This window comes from Gaiella sp. (assembly GCF_039915195.1).
In the GTDB taxonomy this organism is placed as follows: Bacteria; Actinomycetota; Thermoleophilia; order Gaiellales; family Gaiellaceae; genus Gaiella.
Window position 1 is genome coordinate 1 of the sequence record NZ_JBDSNT010000149.1, and the last position, 16,971, is coordinate 16,971.

A 16,971-nucleotide genomic window follows, 5' to 3' on the forward strand; every position below is an offset into this window, starting at 1 on the left:
GATCGTCCCAGCGGGGAGTGTGGCCGACGCCGGGGTAGACGAGGAGGTCGGCATCAGGGATCGCGCCTGCCAAATGGTTTTGCATCGCACGGGAAACCACGGCGTCGGCATCGCCCCAGATCAAGAGCGTCGGCGCCTCGATGAGTCGGAGCTGGGTGCGGTCGTCGTATTCGCGGGGGGACGGGTCAGGTCTCGCAATCACGCATCGGGGATGTTGCAATGCAAGACCTGACCCGTAAGTGTCGGTTAGGCGCCGTCGGCCGTGCTGACACCAAGCGACGTGCTGAACAACACCTCGCCGTAATGGACTTCGGTCAGGCTGATCTCGGTCATATTCTCGGCGACCCAGGATGCCACCGCCGCACTGCCCGTCTCGGCATCTGCCCGCGTGTCCCAGGCACTCGACGAGAACACCGTGCCATCCCCAACCGCAACTGCGTAGCTCTTGAATCCTGGCTGCGCCTTCAAGATCGGTAGGATCCCCGCCTCTGCCCGCCGGCCCAACTCCTGCGCGTCGCCGGTAAAACTGTACGTCGCAATCCGTGCCACCATGAGGCTCCCTTCGTGTGCTGCCCGTGAGGCGCAACGCGCCCCCATCGGTCAGCGACTCGACTCGACCCTGACAGATCACAGATGTCCGTGTAGTGAAGTAGACGTAACGGTAGGTTCGGGCCTCAGGGTCACCGTGTGAGATCGTGAGCAGGCGATCGCCGAACGCGACCAGCAGCTCCTCGATGGTCAGACGGCCGAGCTAGCCGAGGGACTCGACGCACAGATGCGCAGGCGCTCGCTGCGCGTGCACATGCCCGCACCGCCTCGGAGCCATTTCGGCGTTCGGTAGCCCGTGCGCCTATGCTGCGTCGGACTCGATGTACATCCGGTGGAGGGATTGGGCGAATGCATTCTGGCGAGAACACGTGTGTCGTATCCGATGGCGGGGTCGTCGAACTGATCGGCGAACACGACATCACGAGCGCGCCGGAGATGAGCAAGGTGTTCGATAGAGCAGCAAGGATGTCGCCAGGCTCACTTCGGGTCGATCTGACCCGCACTACCTTCATCGACTCGAGCATCGTCGCGGCGATCGTTGGTTCGGCGCGAGAGCTCACTGGGAAGGGCCGCGGGGTTGCGTTGCGCGTGCTCGAAGGAAGCACTGCAGCCGCCGTCTTCGCGATTGTCGGCCTCGGAAACCAGCCTGGTGTTGCGGTCGAGCTCGTGCCGGCTCCGGAGGGGCCTGACCGTCCGACGGACGGCGGCGACGAGGTTTAGGAGCCTGGCTCGAGTTGAGCGATGACGAGGCAGGTGTCGTCGTGGTAGTCGGGTGTGCGTAGCTCGTCCCGAATCGCCCGACCCAATTGCTGCGGCGTCTCGCCGGCCCGCTTGCCGACGATCTGTAGAAGAGCTTCCATACCTGCGGCAATGGAACGAGATGGATGCTCGACGAGTCCATCGGTGTAGAGGAGCACCGTCGCTCCAGGTTCGAGCTCGACGCTTGCGCTCGTGCGATGCAGGGTATCCCAGGAGGCGATTGGCATCGATCGGGCCTCGAAGAGATAGGTCGGCACCCGACCCGGCGCAGCAAGCAGGGGCGGTGGGTGGCCGGCGCACGCGTACCGGAGGGCGCGGCTCGCGAGCGTGAGTTCGGCGTACACAATCGTCGTCATCTCCCCGACCCCGTAGGCGATCGAGTAGCGGTCGAGTGCCCTGAGGACGCCTGCCGGGTCCAGACCCGTGGATGCGAAGGCGCGTGTGGCGCTCCGCAGCTGACCCATCGCGATCGCAGCTTTGAGCCCACGTCCGACGACATCGCCAACGACGAGCGCCATACTCACGCCCGGTTCGATCCAGAATGCGTCGTACCAATCTCCACCAACCTCGAGGCGGGTGACACCAGGCTGGTATCCCACGTCGAGGTCGACCTCGTCGGCTTGGGGCAGGTCGCCAGCGAGCAGGCTCTGCTGCAGCTGGAGTGCGATGTCCTCGTGGCCGCGTTGGGTGCGCAGGATCTCCTGCTCGTAGAGCCGGCGATCGGTGGCGGGAAACACCACCGTCCGGATCGAGCGCGGCTCTCCGTCGTCGTCGCGAACCAGGACCGAGCTGAGGAACACTGGGACGAGCGTGCCGTCGCTCCGAACCAGGTTGGAGGCAATCTCGTGGGCCGCGCCGTGCGACAGGAGCAGCGGAAGGTAGTGCGTCTCGTGGTAGATCCGGTCGGTGACGGGCAGGAGGTCACGAAGACGCACACGACCAACGAGTACTTCCCTGGCAAAGCCCGTGAGCGCCTCGAAAGCGCGAGTGACGGTGCTGATCGTTCCGTCGGGCAGAGTCGAGATATACCCGCAGGGAGCGCCGTCGAGGAGCTCCTCCGCGCTGTCGGTCGGTCTCGCGGCCGTCAAGCCGCGAGGAATGCCTGGATCACAGCCGTCGTCTCAGCGGGCGCGCTCAAGTTCGGACAATGTCCCGTCGCATTCAGCTGAACAAGCGTGCTGCCGGGAACATTGCGATGAACATAGTCGCCGACCGATCCAGGAGCGATCACGTCGTCCGAGCACTGCATGATCAGACTCGGGACGGTGAGTCGCGCCAGGTCGCCACGGTTATCAGACAGGAAGGTGACCTTTGCGAAGTGCCTCGAGATCGCCGGATCGGCGCGACAGAACGTATCCGTGAGTTCGTCGCCCAGTTCCGGACGATCGCGATTGCCCATGATGACCGGCGCCATCTGGGCCGACCAACCCAGATAGTTGCTGTCCATCGAATCCAGCAACGCTTCGATGTCAGCAGGCTCGAACCCGCCCACGTAGCCGTTGTCGTCGTTCAGATAACGCGGAGATGGACCGATCATCACCAACGAGTTGAACAGATCCGGCCGCTCGATCCCGGCGAGAAGACCGATCATGCCGCTGACCGAGTGCCCGACGAAGTCGACATCTTGCAGTTCGAGGGCGTCGCAGATATCCACGACGTCCCTCGCGTAGCCCCCCAAAGACCGATACCGATCAAAGTCGAAGTCATCGACTGAGACGTGACCCGCACCAGGATGATCGAACAGGATGACGCGCCGGTCGTCCGCGAACGAAGGCCAAACGTACCGCCACATCGACTGATCGCAACCAAACCCATGCGCGAACACGATCGGACGCCCCGTCGGGTTGCCTCGCTCCACTGTGTTGCTCCGCTCAAGAACGCCCAAGAACTCGATCCCCTCTCGACAACGCGCGCATCGGCACAATCAGGATTCCGATGATACGTCACGTCTCCATCGAGGCGGGGGAGTTTCTGTCAGATCTTCGGTGCGGAGTACTCGTCGTGCAGGTGGAGTCCATGGCGTCACGACGCAGGGTGCTCATCGTTTTCCAGGTTGTGTCGATACCGAGTTATATGAGATGGCATCGGCGCAGCAGAGTTGACGTGGCCGCTGCTGATCGTGCGGCTGCGCTGCTGCGGATCACGGGCTCGATCGACGATTACCTGTACACGAATGAGCATCTGTTCGATGGGTCGCGGAGGTCGGTGTACTCGGGGGCGAATCGGGAGCGGCTGATGGGGGGAGCGATACCGGCGGGCGCGGACGCCGCGACGGAATGGGAACAGAGGATCGTTCCGGAGGATTGGCCGCTTCATCTCGCTCACCGAGAAAGGCTGGGGCGTGGCGAGTCGAGCGAGGTGGTTTACCGACTCCTCGGATATGACGGAGTGACGCGGTGGGTCTGTGCTCGAACGCGGCCGAGCCGTGTGGATGGCCGTCTCTTCGTCGACGGGATCGTTTCGGATGTCACAGCGCGTGTGGAGGCCGAGAAGGCCCTGCTCGCCTCGCAGACGGAGCTTCGCGAACAGATGGAGCTGAACGCGCACCAGGCCCTCCATGATGCACTGACCGGTCTTGCGAATCGGCGGAAGCTGCTTCTCGACCTCGACGCGGCAACCGATCGATCAGAGGTAGTCGACCACACGCTTGTGCTCTGTGATCTCGACGGGTTCAAGCTCTACAACGATAGCTTTGGCCACCCCGCCGGGGACGCGTTGCTCGTCCGTCTCTCCCGGCGGCTCGAGTCGCTCATGGCCGGCACGGGCGTCGCGTACCGACTTGGCGGTGACGAGTTTTGCCTCCTCCTTCCCGGGCCGCTCGACGAGCCCACCAGGGAAGCCGTCGGGGTCGCGTTGAGCGAGAAGGGTGAGGGATTCACGGTTAGCGCCGCCTGGGGTGAAGCGGCGATCCCGGCTGAGGCTCAGACCCCTGACGCGGCTCTCTCGCTTGCCGATCGGCGTCTATACGAGCGCAAGCAGGGCGGCCGGCGTTCAACGTCACGCCAGATAGCGGACGTGCTCACGAGCGCCCTCACCGAGCGCAATCCGGAACTCGGGCTGCACCTTCAGGATGTCGCGGAACTCGCCTCGCTTGTAGGTATCCGGTTGGGGATGGGGCCAGCGGATCTCGACGAACTCCGCCAGGCGGCACAGCTCCATGATCTCGGCAAGATGGCGATCCCTGACGAACTTCTCCAGAAAGCCGGGCCGCTCGAACCCGACGAGTGGCGGTTCATGCGGCAGCATCCCGTGATCGGTGAACGCATCATCGCGGTCGCGCCCTGTCTACGCAGCACGGCCACGATCGTTCGCGCGAGCCACGAGCGGTTCGATGGCGGCGGCTACCCCGACGGGATCGCAGGAACCACGATCCCGCTCTCGGCGCGCATCATCGCGGTCTGCGACGCCTTCAGCGCGATGGTTGGTGAGCGCCCTTACCGAAACGGCATGTCCGCCGCCGAAGCGATCGAAGAGCTCCGTCGGAACGCAGGGACGCAGTTCGACCCCGAGGCGGTCGCGGCGTTCGCTCACGTCCTCTGCGAATGCACGCTCCCCGAGCTCCTCGCCTCGTAGCCTGGGGACTGGGTCAGGTCTCGCAATCACGCACAGAACGACACAGGCGTCTGCCCCCACGACCTAACCCCAGGTCCTGGCTCACACGGGCGTGCGGCAGCAGGTTGACGTGGGTCAACGGCTCTCCCGGCCGGGGACGACCCGCTAGGGTCGCGCCATGGACACCCTCCGCCTCTACTGGCGCCCCGGCGCGGCCTCGATGGCGCCGCACGCTGCACTCGCCGAGATCGGGGTCGATTACGAGCTCGTTCTGATCGAGCGGGACGAGGCGCAGGCGGATGCCGGCTACCGCGCGCTGAATCCGCTTGGCGTCGTGCCGACGCTCGTCGACGGCGACCTCGTCCTCACCGAATCGGCTGCGATCCTGCTCTACCTCGCCGACCGATACCCGGAGGCTCGCCTTGCCCCAGAGGAACGCGCGGACTTCTACCGCTGGCTCGTCTTCATGACGAACACGCTCCAGACCACGATGCTGCGCTTCTTCTACCCCGATCGTTATGGCAGCGGCGATGTCGGGGCCGTAGCGCTGGCGGAGGCGGAGCGCCACTTCGACCTGATCGAATCGCACCTCGAGAGTCGAGTCTGGCTCGTCGGGGAGCACCGCACCGGCGCGGATCTCTTCCTCCTCATGCTCACGCGTTGGGGGCGGCAGCTGGACACACCTGCATGGGAGCGCCCGCATCTTCGCGCCCACTTCCTGCGGACGCTCGCGCTCCCGGGCGTCCAGCGGATGTTCGAAGAGGAGCGACTCGAGCTGCCCGAGTGGGCCGGCTGACCTTGCCCGTTCACTGAGGCACGCGCCGTCGCTCCGGGTGTGATGGAGTAGGCACGACATGATGAGGGGCGCTGAGATCTGAGTGGAGTGAGTGACAACGCGCGCGCGTCCGTCCGCGCGCTGACGGATGTCTTCCGCAACCCGGCCCTCCGGCGCCTCGAGTCCGCGTTCGCCGGATCCGTCGTCGGCGACTGGGCGTACGCGGTCGCCGTCTCCGTCTACGCCTACGACCAGGGTGGCCCGGCCGCGGTCGGCCTGCTCGCTGTCGTTCGGTATGTCCTCATGGCCGTCGTGACGCCCTTCACCGCGACACTCGCGGACCGGTTGCCCCGGCGCGCGGTCATGATCGCGGCAGACCTCGTCCGTGCGGCGCTCGTCGTCATCGCCGCAGGCGTGATCTTCTCCGACGGTCCCGCGCTCCTCGTCTACGGACTCGCGATCGTCACGTCGCTCGCTGGGACGCCGTTTCGTCCTGCCCAGGCCGCTCTCCTGCCTAAGCTTGCGCGGGATTCAGGCGAGCTGACTGCGGCCAATGTCGCCTCGAGCACGATCGAGAGCGTCGGCTTCTTCGCCGGCCCGGCCCTCGGAGGACTGTTGCTCGCCGTCGCGGACATCCCGGTCGTCTACCTGTTCAACGCCGCAACGTTCGTCTGGTCGGCGGCGCTCGTGTTCAGGATCCGGCCGGTCGTCGAACCGACCCCTGAGGAAGACACGGCCGACGAGCCAGATGACGCGCCGTCCGTCGGATTTCTCCGCGACTCCGCCGCGGGGTTCGCCACCATCCTGCGTTCGCCGGATCTCCGTGCGCTCGTCGGGCTCTACGCCGCCCAGTGTGTCGTCGCCGGCGCATCGGCTGTCTTCATCGTCGCGGTTGCGCTCGACATGCTCGACCTCGGGAAGGCAGGCGTCGGCTACCTCGACGCGACGCTCGGAATCGGCGGTCTCGTCGGAGGATTCGTCGCACTCGTGCTCGCGCAGCGTGGCCGCCTTGCGTTCGACTTCGCGCTCGGTGTCTTCCTCTGGGCTGGGCCGTTGCTACTGATCGCCGCCTGGCCCACGTTGCCGAGCGCGATCATCGCGCTCGTTCTCATCGGGCTCGCGAACTCGCTCGTCGATATCAACGTCTACACGATCCTGCAACGCGTTGTCCCGGACGACGTGATGGGTCGTGTCTTCGGAGCGCTCGAGAGCTCCTTGATTGGTGCGATGGCGCTGGGCGCCCTGGTGATGCCGATTCTCATCGCTACGGTCGGGTTGCGAGCGGGGCTGCTCGTGATCGGGGCAGCCGTCAGTGCAGTTGCGCTCCTTGCGCTTCCCCGGCTTCTCTCCATCGACCGCACGACCCTTGCTCCTGCCGGAATCGACCTGCTGCTCGGCATCCCCATGCTCGCGCCACTCCCCGAGCGGATCATCGAGCGCCTCGCTCGCTCGCTCGTCACCGTGGAGCTGAAGGCGGGGGAGGTTGCGGTGCACGAGGGTGACGAGGGCGATCGCTTCTACATCGTCGAGAGCGGGACGCTCGCGGTTTCGAAGGACGGTGTGCACGTCGCCGAGATCGGACCCGGCAACAGCTTCGGCGAGATCGCGCTGCTCCGCGACGTCCCGCGAACAGCGACCGTCACTGCCTCGTCGGCCGTCGTCCTTCGCGCTCTCGACCGCCGCCACTTCATCCCCGCGGTGACGGGACACGGAGACGCGCACGAGGCTGCCGAGCTCGTGATCAGCTCCCGGATGGGCATGCGCTGAAGCTCTCGCCGGTCAGCTCTTCCCTCGGGGCGAGCGACGGAACGGTAAGGACGGCTTCGAGCGTGAACTGACCGCCGCGTACCGCTTACTGCTCACCGCGCGGCGTACTGGCGTTGTCGCACGCCCGGGAGGTTGCCGGCCGCCGATAGGAGCGATATTGAATACGAGGGGGAATGCGCGGGGTCAAGATGCCCCGCGCGTCGCGGTCGGGTGGAGATCGGCTCGGATCCCCGCCGGGGCGCCGCGTCGCGCCACCCGCCCGCTGCGGAACTAGCGAGCGGCCGGCGCTCGCGATCTCTGGCGTCCGGCAAACCGGTTTAGCCTCCCGTCCGAAGTGTTCAGCAAAAGGTCAATCGCCGAGCAAACTCGGTGAACTCAACGGAGGGGTATGAAATGAAGAGATTGATGATTGTTATGGTCGCTGTTCTAGCCTCGGTGCTCGTGGCCGCCTCGTTGGCGGCAGCAGGCAGCAGCGCACAGGCAAAGACGACGAAGTTCAGCGCGGCCCTCAACATCGGCCAGGAAGTGCCTCGTCCGAAGGGTACGAAGATCGGCGCATCCGGTCGGTTCACGGCGACACTGACGGGAACCACGCTGACCTGGAAGCTGACATTCGCGCACTTGACGGGTGCGGCAGGCGCAGCACACATTCATAGCGGCGTCAAAGGGACGGCCGGTGGCGTGGTCAAGGCGCTGTGCGGCCCGTGTAGTTCGGGAGCGACCGGGACTCTCACGCTGACGCAGGCGGAGATCACCGCGCTCCGAAATCGGAAGGACTACGTGAACGTCCACACGGCCAAGAACCCGAGTGGAGAGATTCGCGGCCAGATCAAGAGCGCGATGTAAGGCTTCGAGATCGGAAGAGAGCCCAGGGTCCCGGGCTCTCTTCCGATTCGCTTTCGCGCCTCCCGGCACCTGGCCCGTCGCGCGTCGCATCGATTCGCCGCGCGCCATCTCGGTCGAGCAGGATCCGGGGATCGAATCTAGGCGTCGGGAACGCGGTTCGGAGGACGAGTCGCCCGGAGGAAACGGCCAAGGTCGTCCGCGTCGAGGGGATGGCTGATGTAGTACCCCTGGATCGCGTCGCACCCGAGGTCAGCGAGCTTGTTCCAGGAGGCGCTCGTCTCAACCCCTTCGGCTACGACTTCGAGACCGAGATCGTGCCCGAGTGTGATGATCGAATGGACGATCGTCGCGTCGTCGTCGGTCATGTTCAGGATAAAGGAGCGGTCGATCTTGATCTCATCGACCGCAAGCCGCGCGAGTTGGGCGAGCGACGTGTAGCCAGTTCCAAAATCGTCGATCGAGATCGTCACGCCGAGCGCGCTCAGCCCCTCGACGGTGGCGCTCGTACGCGCCGGATCCGAGGCGATCGCGCTCTCTGTGATCTCGAGCTTCAGTCGGTCGCCGGCAAGACCCCATCGGCCGAGGAGCTTTGCGACCTCCGTCGGGAGGGTCGGGTCGTGCAGGTTCCGCATCGAGAGGTTGACGGCCACCGTCAGGGGAGTGCCCTCGTGCTCCCAGCGGCTGCATTGAGCGAGAGCCTTATCGAGGACGAACATCGTCAACGGTTGGATCAACCCCGTGCGTTCCGCCAAAGGTACAAAGTCACGAGGTGCGATCAGCCCTCGCGTCGGGTGCTGCCAACGCACAAGCGCCTCAACGCTCGCGATCGCTTCGGTTCGCACGTCGATCTGTGGTTGATAGTGCAGCACGAGCTCGCGTTCGCGGATAGCGCGGGGTAGCTCCGAGAGCAGCGTCAGGCGCCAGGGATCGTGGCGATCGAGTCCCTGGTCGTACAGCGCGTGGACGACGCCATTCTCCTTGGCGACGTACATGGCAACGTCCGCGCGCTGAAGGAGCACGTCTACGTTCCTGCCGTGCGCCGGGTGACGCGCGATCCCGACGCTCGCTTCCACGTGGAGCGGAACGCCGTTGATCTGAAACGGCTCCTTGAACGCCGCCAGGATCCGGTCGAGAGCCGGTTCGAGATCGCGTTCGGTGCCTGTGAGCTTCGGCACCAGCATGCCGAACTCGTCACCGCCGAGGCGCGCGATCGTGTCGGTGTGTCGCACGACGGAGCGGAAGCGCCTCGCAAGTTCGACGAGGAGAAGGTCGCCGTAGTGGTGGCCCAGGCTGTCGTTTATCTCCTTGAAGTGGTCGAGATCGATCATCAGGAGCGCCAGCTCTGATCCGTCGCTGTCTCCGGCAGCGATCGCCTGCTCGACCCGTTCCCGAAAGCAGGCGCGGTTCGGGAGGCCGGTGAGGCTGTCGTGCAGCGCCTGATGACGATTCAACTCGTCCAGTTGACGTAGTTCCGCTTCGGCCTGCTTGCGGGCGCTGACGTCGCGACACATCCCCTGCACGCCAACGGGAACTCCGTTCTCGAATAACGTCCTGCTCGACACCTCGAGGATCACCGAGTGGCCGTCCCTGGCGATGAACTCCTGCTCGAAGGTCGTGTCTGTGTCCTCACGCGACAGCTTGTGCTCGGTTGCCTTCACCGCGCGCTCGTACCCATCCGCGGTCACGTACTCACTCAGGTTCGAGCCGATGAGCTCCTCGCGCGAATAGCCGAGGACGTGCGCGAACGCCGCGTTCACCCCGGTGATCGTCTCGTCGAGCGAGACCGTCGCGATCGGCTCGGTCGCGTTCTCGAACAGGTCGCGGTAGCGCTCCTCACTCGCTCTCAGTGCGTCCTCCGAATGGGAACGCTCGATCGCGATGGTTGCGAGATGCACGACTGAATCGACGAACCGGAGATCATCATCCGTGGGGCTGCGCGGCTGCCGGTAGTACAGAGCGACCGTCCCGAGCACCGCGCCCCCGGTCGAGATGATGGGCGTCGACCAGCAGGCCTCGAGACCGTGGCTCAGCGCGAGCTCCGAGTAATCCTTCCAGAGCGGATCGTTGGCGATACTCGAGACGATGACCCGCTCTCGCCGGTATGCCGCCGTCCCGCACGACCCCATGGCCGGGCCTATCGCGACGCCGTCCATCGCACTCGTGTATTCGACGGGCAGGCTGGGAGCCACGGCGTGGCGCAGGTGGAGCCCATCCTGGTCGAGAAGCAGAATCGATGCCAGCACGTCGCTCCGGTGCTCTTCGACGAAACGCGTCACCAGGCCGAGCAGCACCGTGAGCGGCGCCCCAGTGGCCATCATCTCGAGGAGGCGCTCCTGTCCCGTGGCGACAGCCTCGGACAACGTCCGCTCGGTGATGTCCCGCACATAGGCGGTGAAGACTGGATCCCCCGGCACGTCAACCCGGACGATGCTCAGCTCGATCGGGAACTCGCTGCCATCGGAGCGCATTGCCGACACTTCGGTCCGTGTTCCGAGCACGGCCCCCTCGCCCGTCGCAAGATAGTGCTTCAGTCCCCGCGCATGGGACTCACGGAGTGAGGGGGGAATCAGGAGCTCCTGCATCTGCTGCCCCAGCACGTCTTGGCGGTCGTAGCCGAACGTGGACTCGGCTGCCGGGTTGAACTCGACGATCGTTCCCTCGTGGTCGATGGTGATAATGCAGTCGAGCGCCGACTCGAGGATGGCCCTCGCACGGGCCTCGGTCGCGTAGACCGCAGCCTCGCGCACCTTGGCGTCGCTGATGTCGACCAGGTAGCCCTGCAGACACTGGGCCCTGCCGTCCTTGTCGCGTACGAGCACGGCCTCGTCACGCACCCATACCTCCCGGCCGTCCCGGCGGACGAGTCGGTACTCGGTTCGCAACGGCTCCCCTGATGTGTGCGTACGTGCATGCTCGGCGAGTACCCGGTCGCGGTCGTCGGGATGCAGGATCGACGGAAAGAAACCAGGATCGGACGCCCAGTCATCGGGCGTGTACCCAAGGATCGTCGTCGTCTGAGGGCTCGTATAGATGTTCGCGGAGCCAGCCGTCAGCTCGTCGATGTACACGACGAGCGGGAGCCGCTCGAGGAGGTCGAGGTGCCTCGAGATCGTCTGAAAGCGCGTCTCCTGCGCCGGTGCGACGATTCGGTCTACCGCACGGAGAGGAGGTCTCCGTCCATCGTCGTCAATGGACAGGAGGCTCGTTGATGGCGCGCGCCGAGAGGCTTCGCGGTTGGGCCACATGTGTGACGCATCGGATCCAGAGAGGATCTCGCCATCCCCCATCTGCCCACTCGACGAGCAGGGAAAAAGCCTCAGGTTGAACAGCCCGAAGCGGGCCGCCCTCACACCCTTCGCAACACCTTTCCGTTGCGGGCTCCCGTGAGCTCGCCTCCACTCAACGTCACGGCCCCGTTCACGATCACCGTTTCCATCCCGGTGGCGAGCCTGCTCGGATCGAACGTCGTTCCTTCTTCCTTGAAGGCAAGCGGGTCGAAGACCACGAGGTCGGCGTGGGCCCCGCTGCGAAGGACGCCACGATCTCTGATGCCGATTCGCTCCGCTGGTTGCAACGTCAGCCGATGGATCGCCTCCGGCAGGCTCAGCACCTTCTCCTGCTGGACGCAGAAGCGGAGGTACCAGGCGGCCCACGTGTAGGCACCGTGGAAGACCTTTCCCGCCAGCGGGCCGGTCGGCGCCATCGTCGTCGCGTCCGACCCGGGGACACAGAGGGGGTGGGCGAACGCCTCGCGCTGCTGCTCTTCGGTGTAGGCGTGGATGATCACCATGAGCTGCCCCGGATCGTCCGCCGCGCCGAGCAGCAGGTCGCAGACGGCATCGAGCGGTTCCTGCCCTCGCACGGCCGCTATCGAGGCGACGTCGCGACGGGCGTAGTCGGGCCACACGGCGTTGTCGAGCAGCACGATCCGGCCCCAGTCGCCACCGGCGCTGAGGATGCTCTCGTACTCACGAATTGCCCGCCGGTGCTTCTCGCTACCAAGGATCTCGCCCAGAAGCGCGGGATCCTCGAGAGCCCACGGCGGCAGCGCCGTGAGCAGGAAGGTCGTTCCGTAGAGGCGCGTGTGCATGTCGAACGCCACGTCCATGCCGCTCCTCGCAGCACCTTCCACGAGTTCCAGGCAGCGACGGGCCGAGTCGATGCCGTTCCTCGGCACGAGATGGGAGACCTGAAGTCGCACGCCCGATCGCTCGGCCGTGCGGAGCGCCTCGGCCACCGCCTCGTCGGCGCCCTCGTCGCGCCGACGCGTGTGCGTAGCGTAGATCGCGTGGCGTCCGCCGCACACCTCGCACATCGAGACGAGCTCGTCCTCGTCGGCGCCGCGCTCGGCGGCGTACTCGAGTCCCGTGGAGTACCCCCACGCACCCTGCTCGAGCGCCTCGTCGAGGAGGTAGCGCATCCGCGTGAGCTCGTGATCCTGCGCGGGCCGATCGGCAAGGCCGACAACCGACAGCCTGATCTGCCCGTTCGGCGCGAGGCTCGCCACGTTGATCGCGGGCGCGGCGTCCTCGAGACGCTCGAAGTAGCCCGCCGCCGTCGTCCAGGTGAGCGGGACGTCTGCTGAGTGCCCGTAGATCGCTTTCGGCGCGAGCTCCTTGTCGAGCAGCGGAAAGCAGCCGAAGCCGCAGTTCCCGACCACCTCGAGCGTCACCCCCTGGTGGACGGCGCTCGCGGCACGCGGGTCGACGAGGAGCGTGAAGTCGGAGTGGCTGTGGATGTCGATGAAGCCGGGCGCGACGACCTTTCCCGTCGCATCGATCTCGCTCGCTGCCTCCGGCACGGCGCCGACGGCGACTATCCGGTCGCCCTTCACGCCGATGTCGGCGCGCAGGGGCTCACCACCCGTGCCGTCGATGACGAGCCCGTTTCTGATTGCGAGGTCGACGCTCACCCGGCACTCCGAACGGCAGCCGTCGCCCCGGCGTCGACCCGCCCATCATCGATCACGACACCGTACTTCTCCCGGGCGGCCGCGGCCGACACCTTCTCGTCGAGCACGTCGTCGAGCACGGCCTGTGGGTCGCGCTCGAAGGGAGGGCCGAAGCCGCCGCCTCCCGCAGCCACGTGGGTGAATCGGTCGCCTTCCACGAGGTGTGAGGCTTCCATCGGCATCGTCGGCAACTCCCGGCTCCCGGCTGCCGACTCGACGACATTGCTCGACGGGGCTCCGTGGTGTCCGCCCTCGAGCCCGTACGGCGGATGGTCACGGCGGTCGGTGCGAATGGTCAGCGTCACCCTCGGCGTCCGCACCCGGAAGGAGCGCACGTAAGCGAGGCCGCCGCGCTGGCGGCCCGGGCCTCCCGAGTCGGGTACCAGGCCGTACTGCACGACCTCGATCGGGATGTCCGCCTCGAGCAGCTCGACGGGCTGATTGCCCAGGTTGGCGAGCGGGTTCGAGACGCCCTCGAGTCCATCCCGCGTGGCTCTCGCGCCCCACGTGCCGACGAGGACCTCGGTCGTCCCGAACGGTCGACGCTCCTCGTCGTAGCCACCGAAAGCGATCAGCGTCGGCCCGCCCTCTCCGGCCGCGAGGACGCGATCAGGAATGAGTGGCGCAAGCGCTCCCATCAGGGCGTCGTAGACGCGGTAGCCGATGACGCCGCGGGCTCCGCACGCGGCGGGGAGCACGGGATTGACGACGGTGCCCGCGGGAGCGTCGATGCGGATCGGAGTCATGTAGCCCTCGCAGTTCGGGATCTCGCCTCCGACGATGCCGCGAATTGCGCAGTAGCACGCCGCACGCACCATGCCGACCGGGCAGTTCACGCTCGCGTCGATCTGCGGAGATGTGCCCTCGAAGCTGATCAGCACCTCGTCCCCCGCTATCTCGACCCGGACGCAGATCGGGATCGGAGTCGGATGCTCTCCGACCCCGTCGATGTAGTCGGTGAACGTGTGAACGCCGTCGGGCAGCTTCGCGAGCTCGGCACGCATCATTTTCTCCGCGACGCGCTGCAGCTCGTCCATGTAGACGTGTGCATCGGGGCCGTAGCGCTCGAGCAGCGCCGTGAGGCCGCGCTCGCCGACGCGGCACGCCGCCAGCTGGGCACGGAGATCGCCGAGCACGTGGATCGGCTGCCGCGTGTTCGCCTCGATCAGCCGAAGCAGCGTCGTGTTCTCGACTCCGGCGTCGTGGAGCTTCGAGAGCGGGATGCGGAGGCCCTCCTGGTAGATCTCGGTCGCGTGCACGGCGACGCTACCGGGCGCGATGCCGCCGACGTCGGAGTGATGAGCCATCGTCGCCGCGTAGCCCTCGAGCTCGCCCGCCACGAAGATCGGCTGGATCACGTAGAGATCGGGCAGGTGCTGGCCGCCGCAGCCGTACGGGTCATTCGCGATGTACACGTCGCCCGGCTTCGCCGTCGAGCCGAACTCCTCGAGCACGTACGCCATCACCGTGGGGAACGTGCCGAGCTGCACCGCGAGGGTGAGTCCCTGAGCGACGACGCGGCCGTTACGGTCGCAGAGGGCCGTCGAGTAGTCCATCGTGTCGCGGACGACCGGGGAATAGGCGCTGCGCATGATCACGAGCGCCATCTCGTCGGCCGTCGAGGCGAGGGCGTTCTTGATCACCTCGAGCGTGATCGGGTCGATGGGCGAGCGGAGGGATGGGTCAGCCATCGATCTCGACCTCGATGTTGCCGTAGGCGTCGAGTCGGGCGACGCACCCCGGCGGCACGACGCACGTGGAGTCGATCTCGTCGATCAAGAGGGGGCCGCGACGCTCGCCTCCGAGGAGACCGGCACGGTTGCACACCGGGGTCTCGATGTGGCCGACGCCCGGACCGAAGTAGGCCCATCGGACGGTCTCGAGCGGGGGGAGAGCGCGGATTGCGGCAACAGGGTCATACCTCCTGGACGTCGTCCGCGCGATCCGGGCGAGCGCCCGCACGGAGACGACATCGATCGGATCGTCTGCGGATCCGTGCCCGTACGTTCTGATGTGCTCCGCGACGAAATCCGCCGTCAGCCGGTCGATGTCTACCGTTCCCGCCGCGACCCGAACGGGCAGCTCGTAGGCCTGGCCCGCGTACCGCACGTCTGCGTACCGGGCGACGGTGACCGTGGCTCCATCGGTCGAAACGAGGCTCGCGGTCGCTTCCGCCTCGATCGCGGCAAAGGAGCTCTCGAGGGCATGCGGGGTAACCTCGGCCCCCCGCAGCATGAGCGTGCGCACGGTCTCGTGCTCGGTGTCGGAGAAGAGCAGGCCGAGCGCGCTGAAGACGCCAGGGGCCGGGGGTATCAACACCCTGCGGATCTGCAGCGCCCGTGCGATCTCGACGCCTGTAAGCGGCCCGTTGCCCCCGAACGCGCAGAGGGTGAAGTCGCGCGGGTCACGGCCGCGATATGTCGTCACCGCCTTGACGGCCCGCGTCATCGTCGCGACTGCGAGCTGCAGGATCCCGTGGGCGGCCTCCTCGACCGATCGGGAGAGCGGGGCTGCGACGACCCGGTCGAGCGCCTCGCGCGACGCCGACGGGTTCAGCGTGATCGCACCATCGCCTAGCTGCGTCTCGTTGAGATAGCCGAGGGCGAGAAGCGCGTCCGTGAGCGTCGGGTCGAGCCCTCCGAGGTCGTAGCAGACCGGCCCCGGCATCGACCCGGCGCTCACCGGGCCGACGCTGACGGTCCCGAGCGGATCGACGCTGACGATGCTGCCGCCACCGGCGCCGATCTCCGACACGTCGATGAACGGAAGCTTGATCGGGTGCCCACCGCCCTTCACGAGCTTGCTGCTGAGGTTGATCCCGGCGCCGACTTCGTACTCGCTCGTCCGCACGGGCTGGCCGTCCTCGACGATCGCCGCTTTTGCGGTCGTACCGCCCATGTCGAGCGAGATCAGCTGGGGCCGGCCCGTGAGTCGGCCGAGATAGGCGCACGCCATCACGCCGGCCGCCGGGCCTGACTCGACGAGGTGCGCGGGCTTGCGCGCCGCGATCTCCGGGGTCAGCGTCCCGCCCGCCGACTGGATCACCTCGAGCGGTGCCGTGATACCCGTCCCGCGCAACTGCGCCGCGAGGGACGCGATGTACCGGGTGATCGCCGGCCCGACGTACGCGTTGACGACGGCGGTGCTCGTGCGCTCATACTCGCGAATCTCGGGCAGGATCTCGGACGAGCGAGTGATATAGACCCCCTGGCCCACGATTGCACGAACGATCTCCTCGACGCGACGTTCGTGCGTGTCGTTCGCGTAGGCGTGCATCAGCGCGATTGCCACCGCCTCGACACCGGTCTTCGCGATCGCCTGCGCGACCTCTGAGACTCGGGCCTCGTCGAGCTCCCGCCAGATCTCGCCTCGGGGGCCGAGACGCTCGGGCACCTCGTACCGGAGTCGCCGTGGGACGAGCGGCCTCGCGCCCTCGTACTGGATGTCGTAGAGAACGGGGATCCGCAGGCGTCGCATCTCGAGGACGTCACGGAACCCCTCCGTCGTGATCAGAGCCGTGCGCGCTCCGAGGCCCTCGAGGATCGTGTTCGAGGCAACCGTTGATGCGTGCACGACGCCGGCCACATCGGCGGGAGCAACGTCACATTCGGCGAGGAGGGAGACGGCACCGCCAACGACTCCGCGGGCGTAGTCGTCCGGGGTCGAGAGAACCTTCTTCGTGCGCACGGAGCCGTCGTCGCCGAGCAGCACGACATCGGTGAACGTGCCGCCGATGTCGATCCCGAGTCGGTAGGCGCGCGCCACCTCTCGC

At 66.5% G+C, this 16,971-nt stretch carries 13 protein-coding genes; 5 read left to right on the forward strand and 8 right to left on the reverse strand.

The window, feature by feature from the left end:
- Together ABIR74_RS13550 and ABIR74_RS13555 are read right to left on the reverse strand one after the other, a co-directional pair.
- Positions 1–202 (reverse strand): alpha/beta hydrolase (locus tag ABIR74_RS13550; RefSeq protein ID WP_348179020.1); only part of this gene is annotated, 202 nt, incomplete at its 3' end.
- A gap of 44 nt (positions 203–246) precedes the next feature.
- Positions 247–468, reverse strand: coding sequence for a hypothetical protein (locus tag ABIR74_RS13555; RefSeq protein ID WP_348179022.1), 222 nt, complete (start codon positions 466–468; stop codon positions 247–249).
- Positions 469–897: 429 nt separating this feature from the next.
- On the opposite strand from ABIR74_RS13555, the gene ABIR74_RS13560 reads away from it, so the two are divergent.
- Positions 898–1,269 carry an STAS domain-containing protein gene (locus tag ABIR74_RS13560; RefSeq protein WP_348179024.1) on the forward strand — a complete coding sequence of 124 codons (372 nt, stop codon included), beginning with the start codon at positions 898–900 and terminating at the stop codon, positions 1,267–1,269.
- On the opposite strand, the gene ABIR74_RS13565 is transcribed toward ABIR74_RS13560, so the two are convergent.
- Both ABIR74_RS13565 and ABIR74_RS13570 read right to left on the reverse strand, forming a co-directional pair.
- A complete protein-coding gene (locus ABIR74_RS13565) occupies positions 1,266–2,396 on the reverse strand; it encodes a SpoIIE family protein phosphatase (RefSeq protein ID WP_348179026.1) in 1,131 nt (376 codons plus the stop codon). The two genes, ABIR74_RS13560 and ABIR74_RS13565, sit on opposite strands and share 4 nt — an antisense overlap.
- Positions 2,393–3,166 (reverse strand): alpha/beta hydrolase, encoded by a 774-nt coding sequence (locus ABIR74_RS13570; protein ID WP_348179028.1) that lies wholly within the window; start codon positions 3,164–3,166, stop codon positions 2,393–2,395. Before ABIR74_RS13570 ends, ABIR74_RS13565 begins: the two co-directional genes overlap by 4 nt.
- Positions 3,167–3,411: 245 nt before the next feature.
- Between ABIR74_RS13570 and ABIR74_RS13575 the strand changes: the two genes are divergently transcribed.
- The 4 genes from ABIR74_RS13575 to ABIR74_RS13590 all read left to right on the forward strand — a co-directional run bounded on the left by ABIR74_RS13575 (position 3,412) and on the right by ABIR74_RS13590 (position 8,248).
- Complete coding sequence (locus tag ABIR74_RS13575; RefSeq protein ID WP_348179030.1) at positions 3,412–4,881, forward strand: HD domain-containing phosphohydrolase; 1,470 nt, start codon at positions 3,412–3,414, stop codon at positions 4,879–4,881.
- A 157-nt stretch (positions 4,882–5,038) separates the two neighbouring features.
- A complete protein-coding gene (locus ABIR74_RS13580) occupies positions 5,039–5,656 on the forward strand; it encodes a glutathione S-transferase family protein (RefSeq protein ID WP_348179032.1) in 618 nt (205 codons plus the stop codon).
- An 87-nt stretch (positions 5,657–5,743) separates the two neighbouring features.
- Complete coding sequence (locus ABIR74_RS13585) at positions 5,744–7,402, forward strand: MFS transporter (protein WP_348179034.1); 1,659 nt, start codon at positions 5,744–5,746, stop codon at positions 7,400–7,402.
- 393 nt (positions 7,403–7,795) lie between these two features.
- Entirely contained in the window at positions 7,796–8,248 is a 453-nt protein-coding gene (locus ABIR74_RS13590) for a CHRD domain-containing protein (protein WP_348179036.1), read from the forward strand.
- Positions 8,249–8,385: 137 nt separating this feature from the next.
- Here ABIR74_RS13590 and ABIR74_RS13595 read toward each other — a convergent pair whose 3' ends face one another.
- The 4 genes from ABIR74_RS13595 to ABIR74_RS13610 are packed head-to-tail and all read right to left on the reverse strand — an operon-like array spanning position 8,386 to position 16,964.
- Complete coding sequence (locus ABIR74_RS13595) at positions 8,386–11,598, reverse strand: EAL domain-containing protein (protein WP_348179037.1); 3,213 nt, start codon at positions 11,596–11,598, stop codon at positions 8,386–8,388.
- Positions 11,595–13,160: an amidohydrolase family protein gene (locus tag ABIR74_RS13600; protein ID WP_348179039.1), complete on the reverse strand. Its 1,566-nt coding sequence runs from the start codon at positions 13,158–13,160 to the stop codon at positions 11,595–11,597. Before ABIR74_RS13600 ends, ABIR74_RS13595 begins: the two co-directional genes overlap by 4 nt.
- Complete coding sequence (locus tag ABIR74_RS13605) at positions 13,157–14,890, reverse strand: hydantoinase B/oxoprolinase family protein (protein ID WP_348179041.1); 1,734 nt, start codon at positions 14,888–14,890, stop codon at positions 13,157–13,159. Before ABIR74_RS13605 ends, ABIR74_RS13600 begins: the two co-directional genes overlap by 4 nt.
- Positions 14,883–16,964, reverse strand: a complete 2,082-nt coding sequence (locus tag ABIR74_RS13610) for a hydantoinase/oxoprolinase family protein (RefSeq protein WP_348179043.1) — start codon at positions 16,962–16,964, stop codon at positions 14,883–14,885. The genes ABIR74_RS13605 and ABIR74_RS13610 overlap by 8 nt, the downstream gene beginning before the upstream one ends.
- Positions 16,965–16,971: the final 7 nt, after the last annotated feature.

Coding starts and splice junctions, on each gene's coding strand:
- ABIR74_RS13560 (WP_348179024.1), top strand. CDS start 898: ATGCATTCTGGCGAGAACACGTGTGTCGTATCCGATGGCGGGGTCGTC.
- ABIR74_RS13580 (WP_348179032.1), top strand. CDS start 5,039: ATGGACACCCTCCGCCTCTACTGGCGCCCCGGCGCGGCCTCGATGGCG.
- ABIR74_RS13605 (WP_348179041.1), bottom strand. CDS start 14,890: ATGGCTGACCCATCCCTCCGCTCGCCCATCGACCCGATCACGCTCGAG.
- ABIR74_RS13590 (WP_348179036.1), top strand. CDS start 7,796: ATGAAGAGATTGATGATTGTTATGGTCGCTGTTCTAGCCTCGGTGCTC.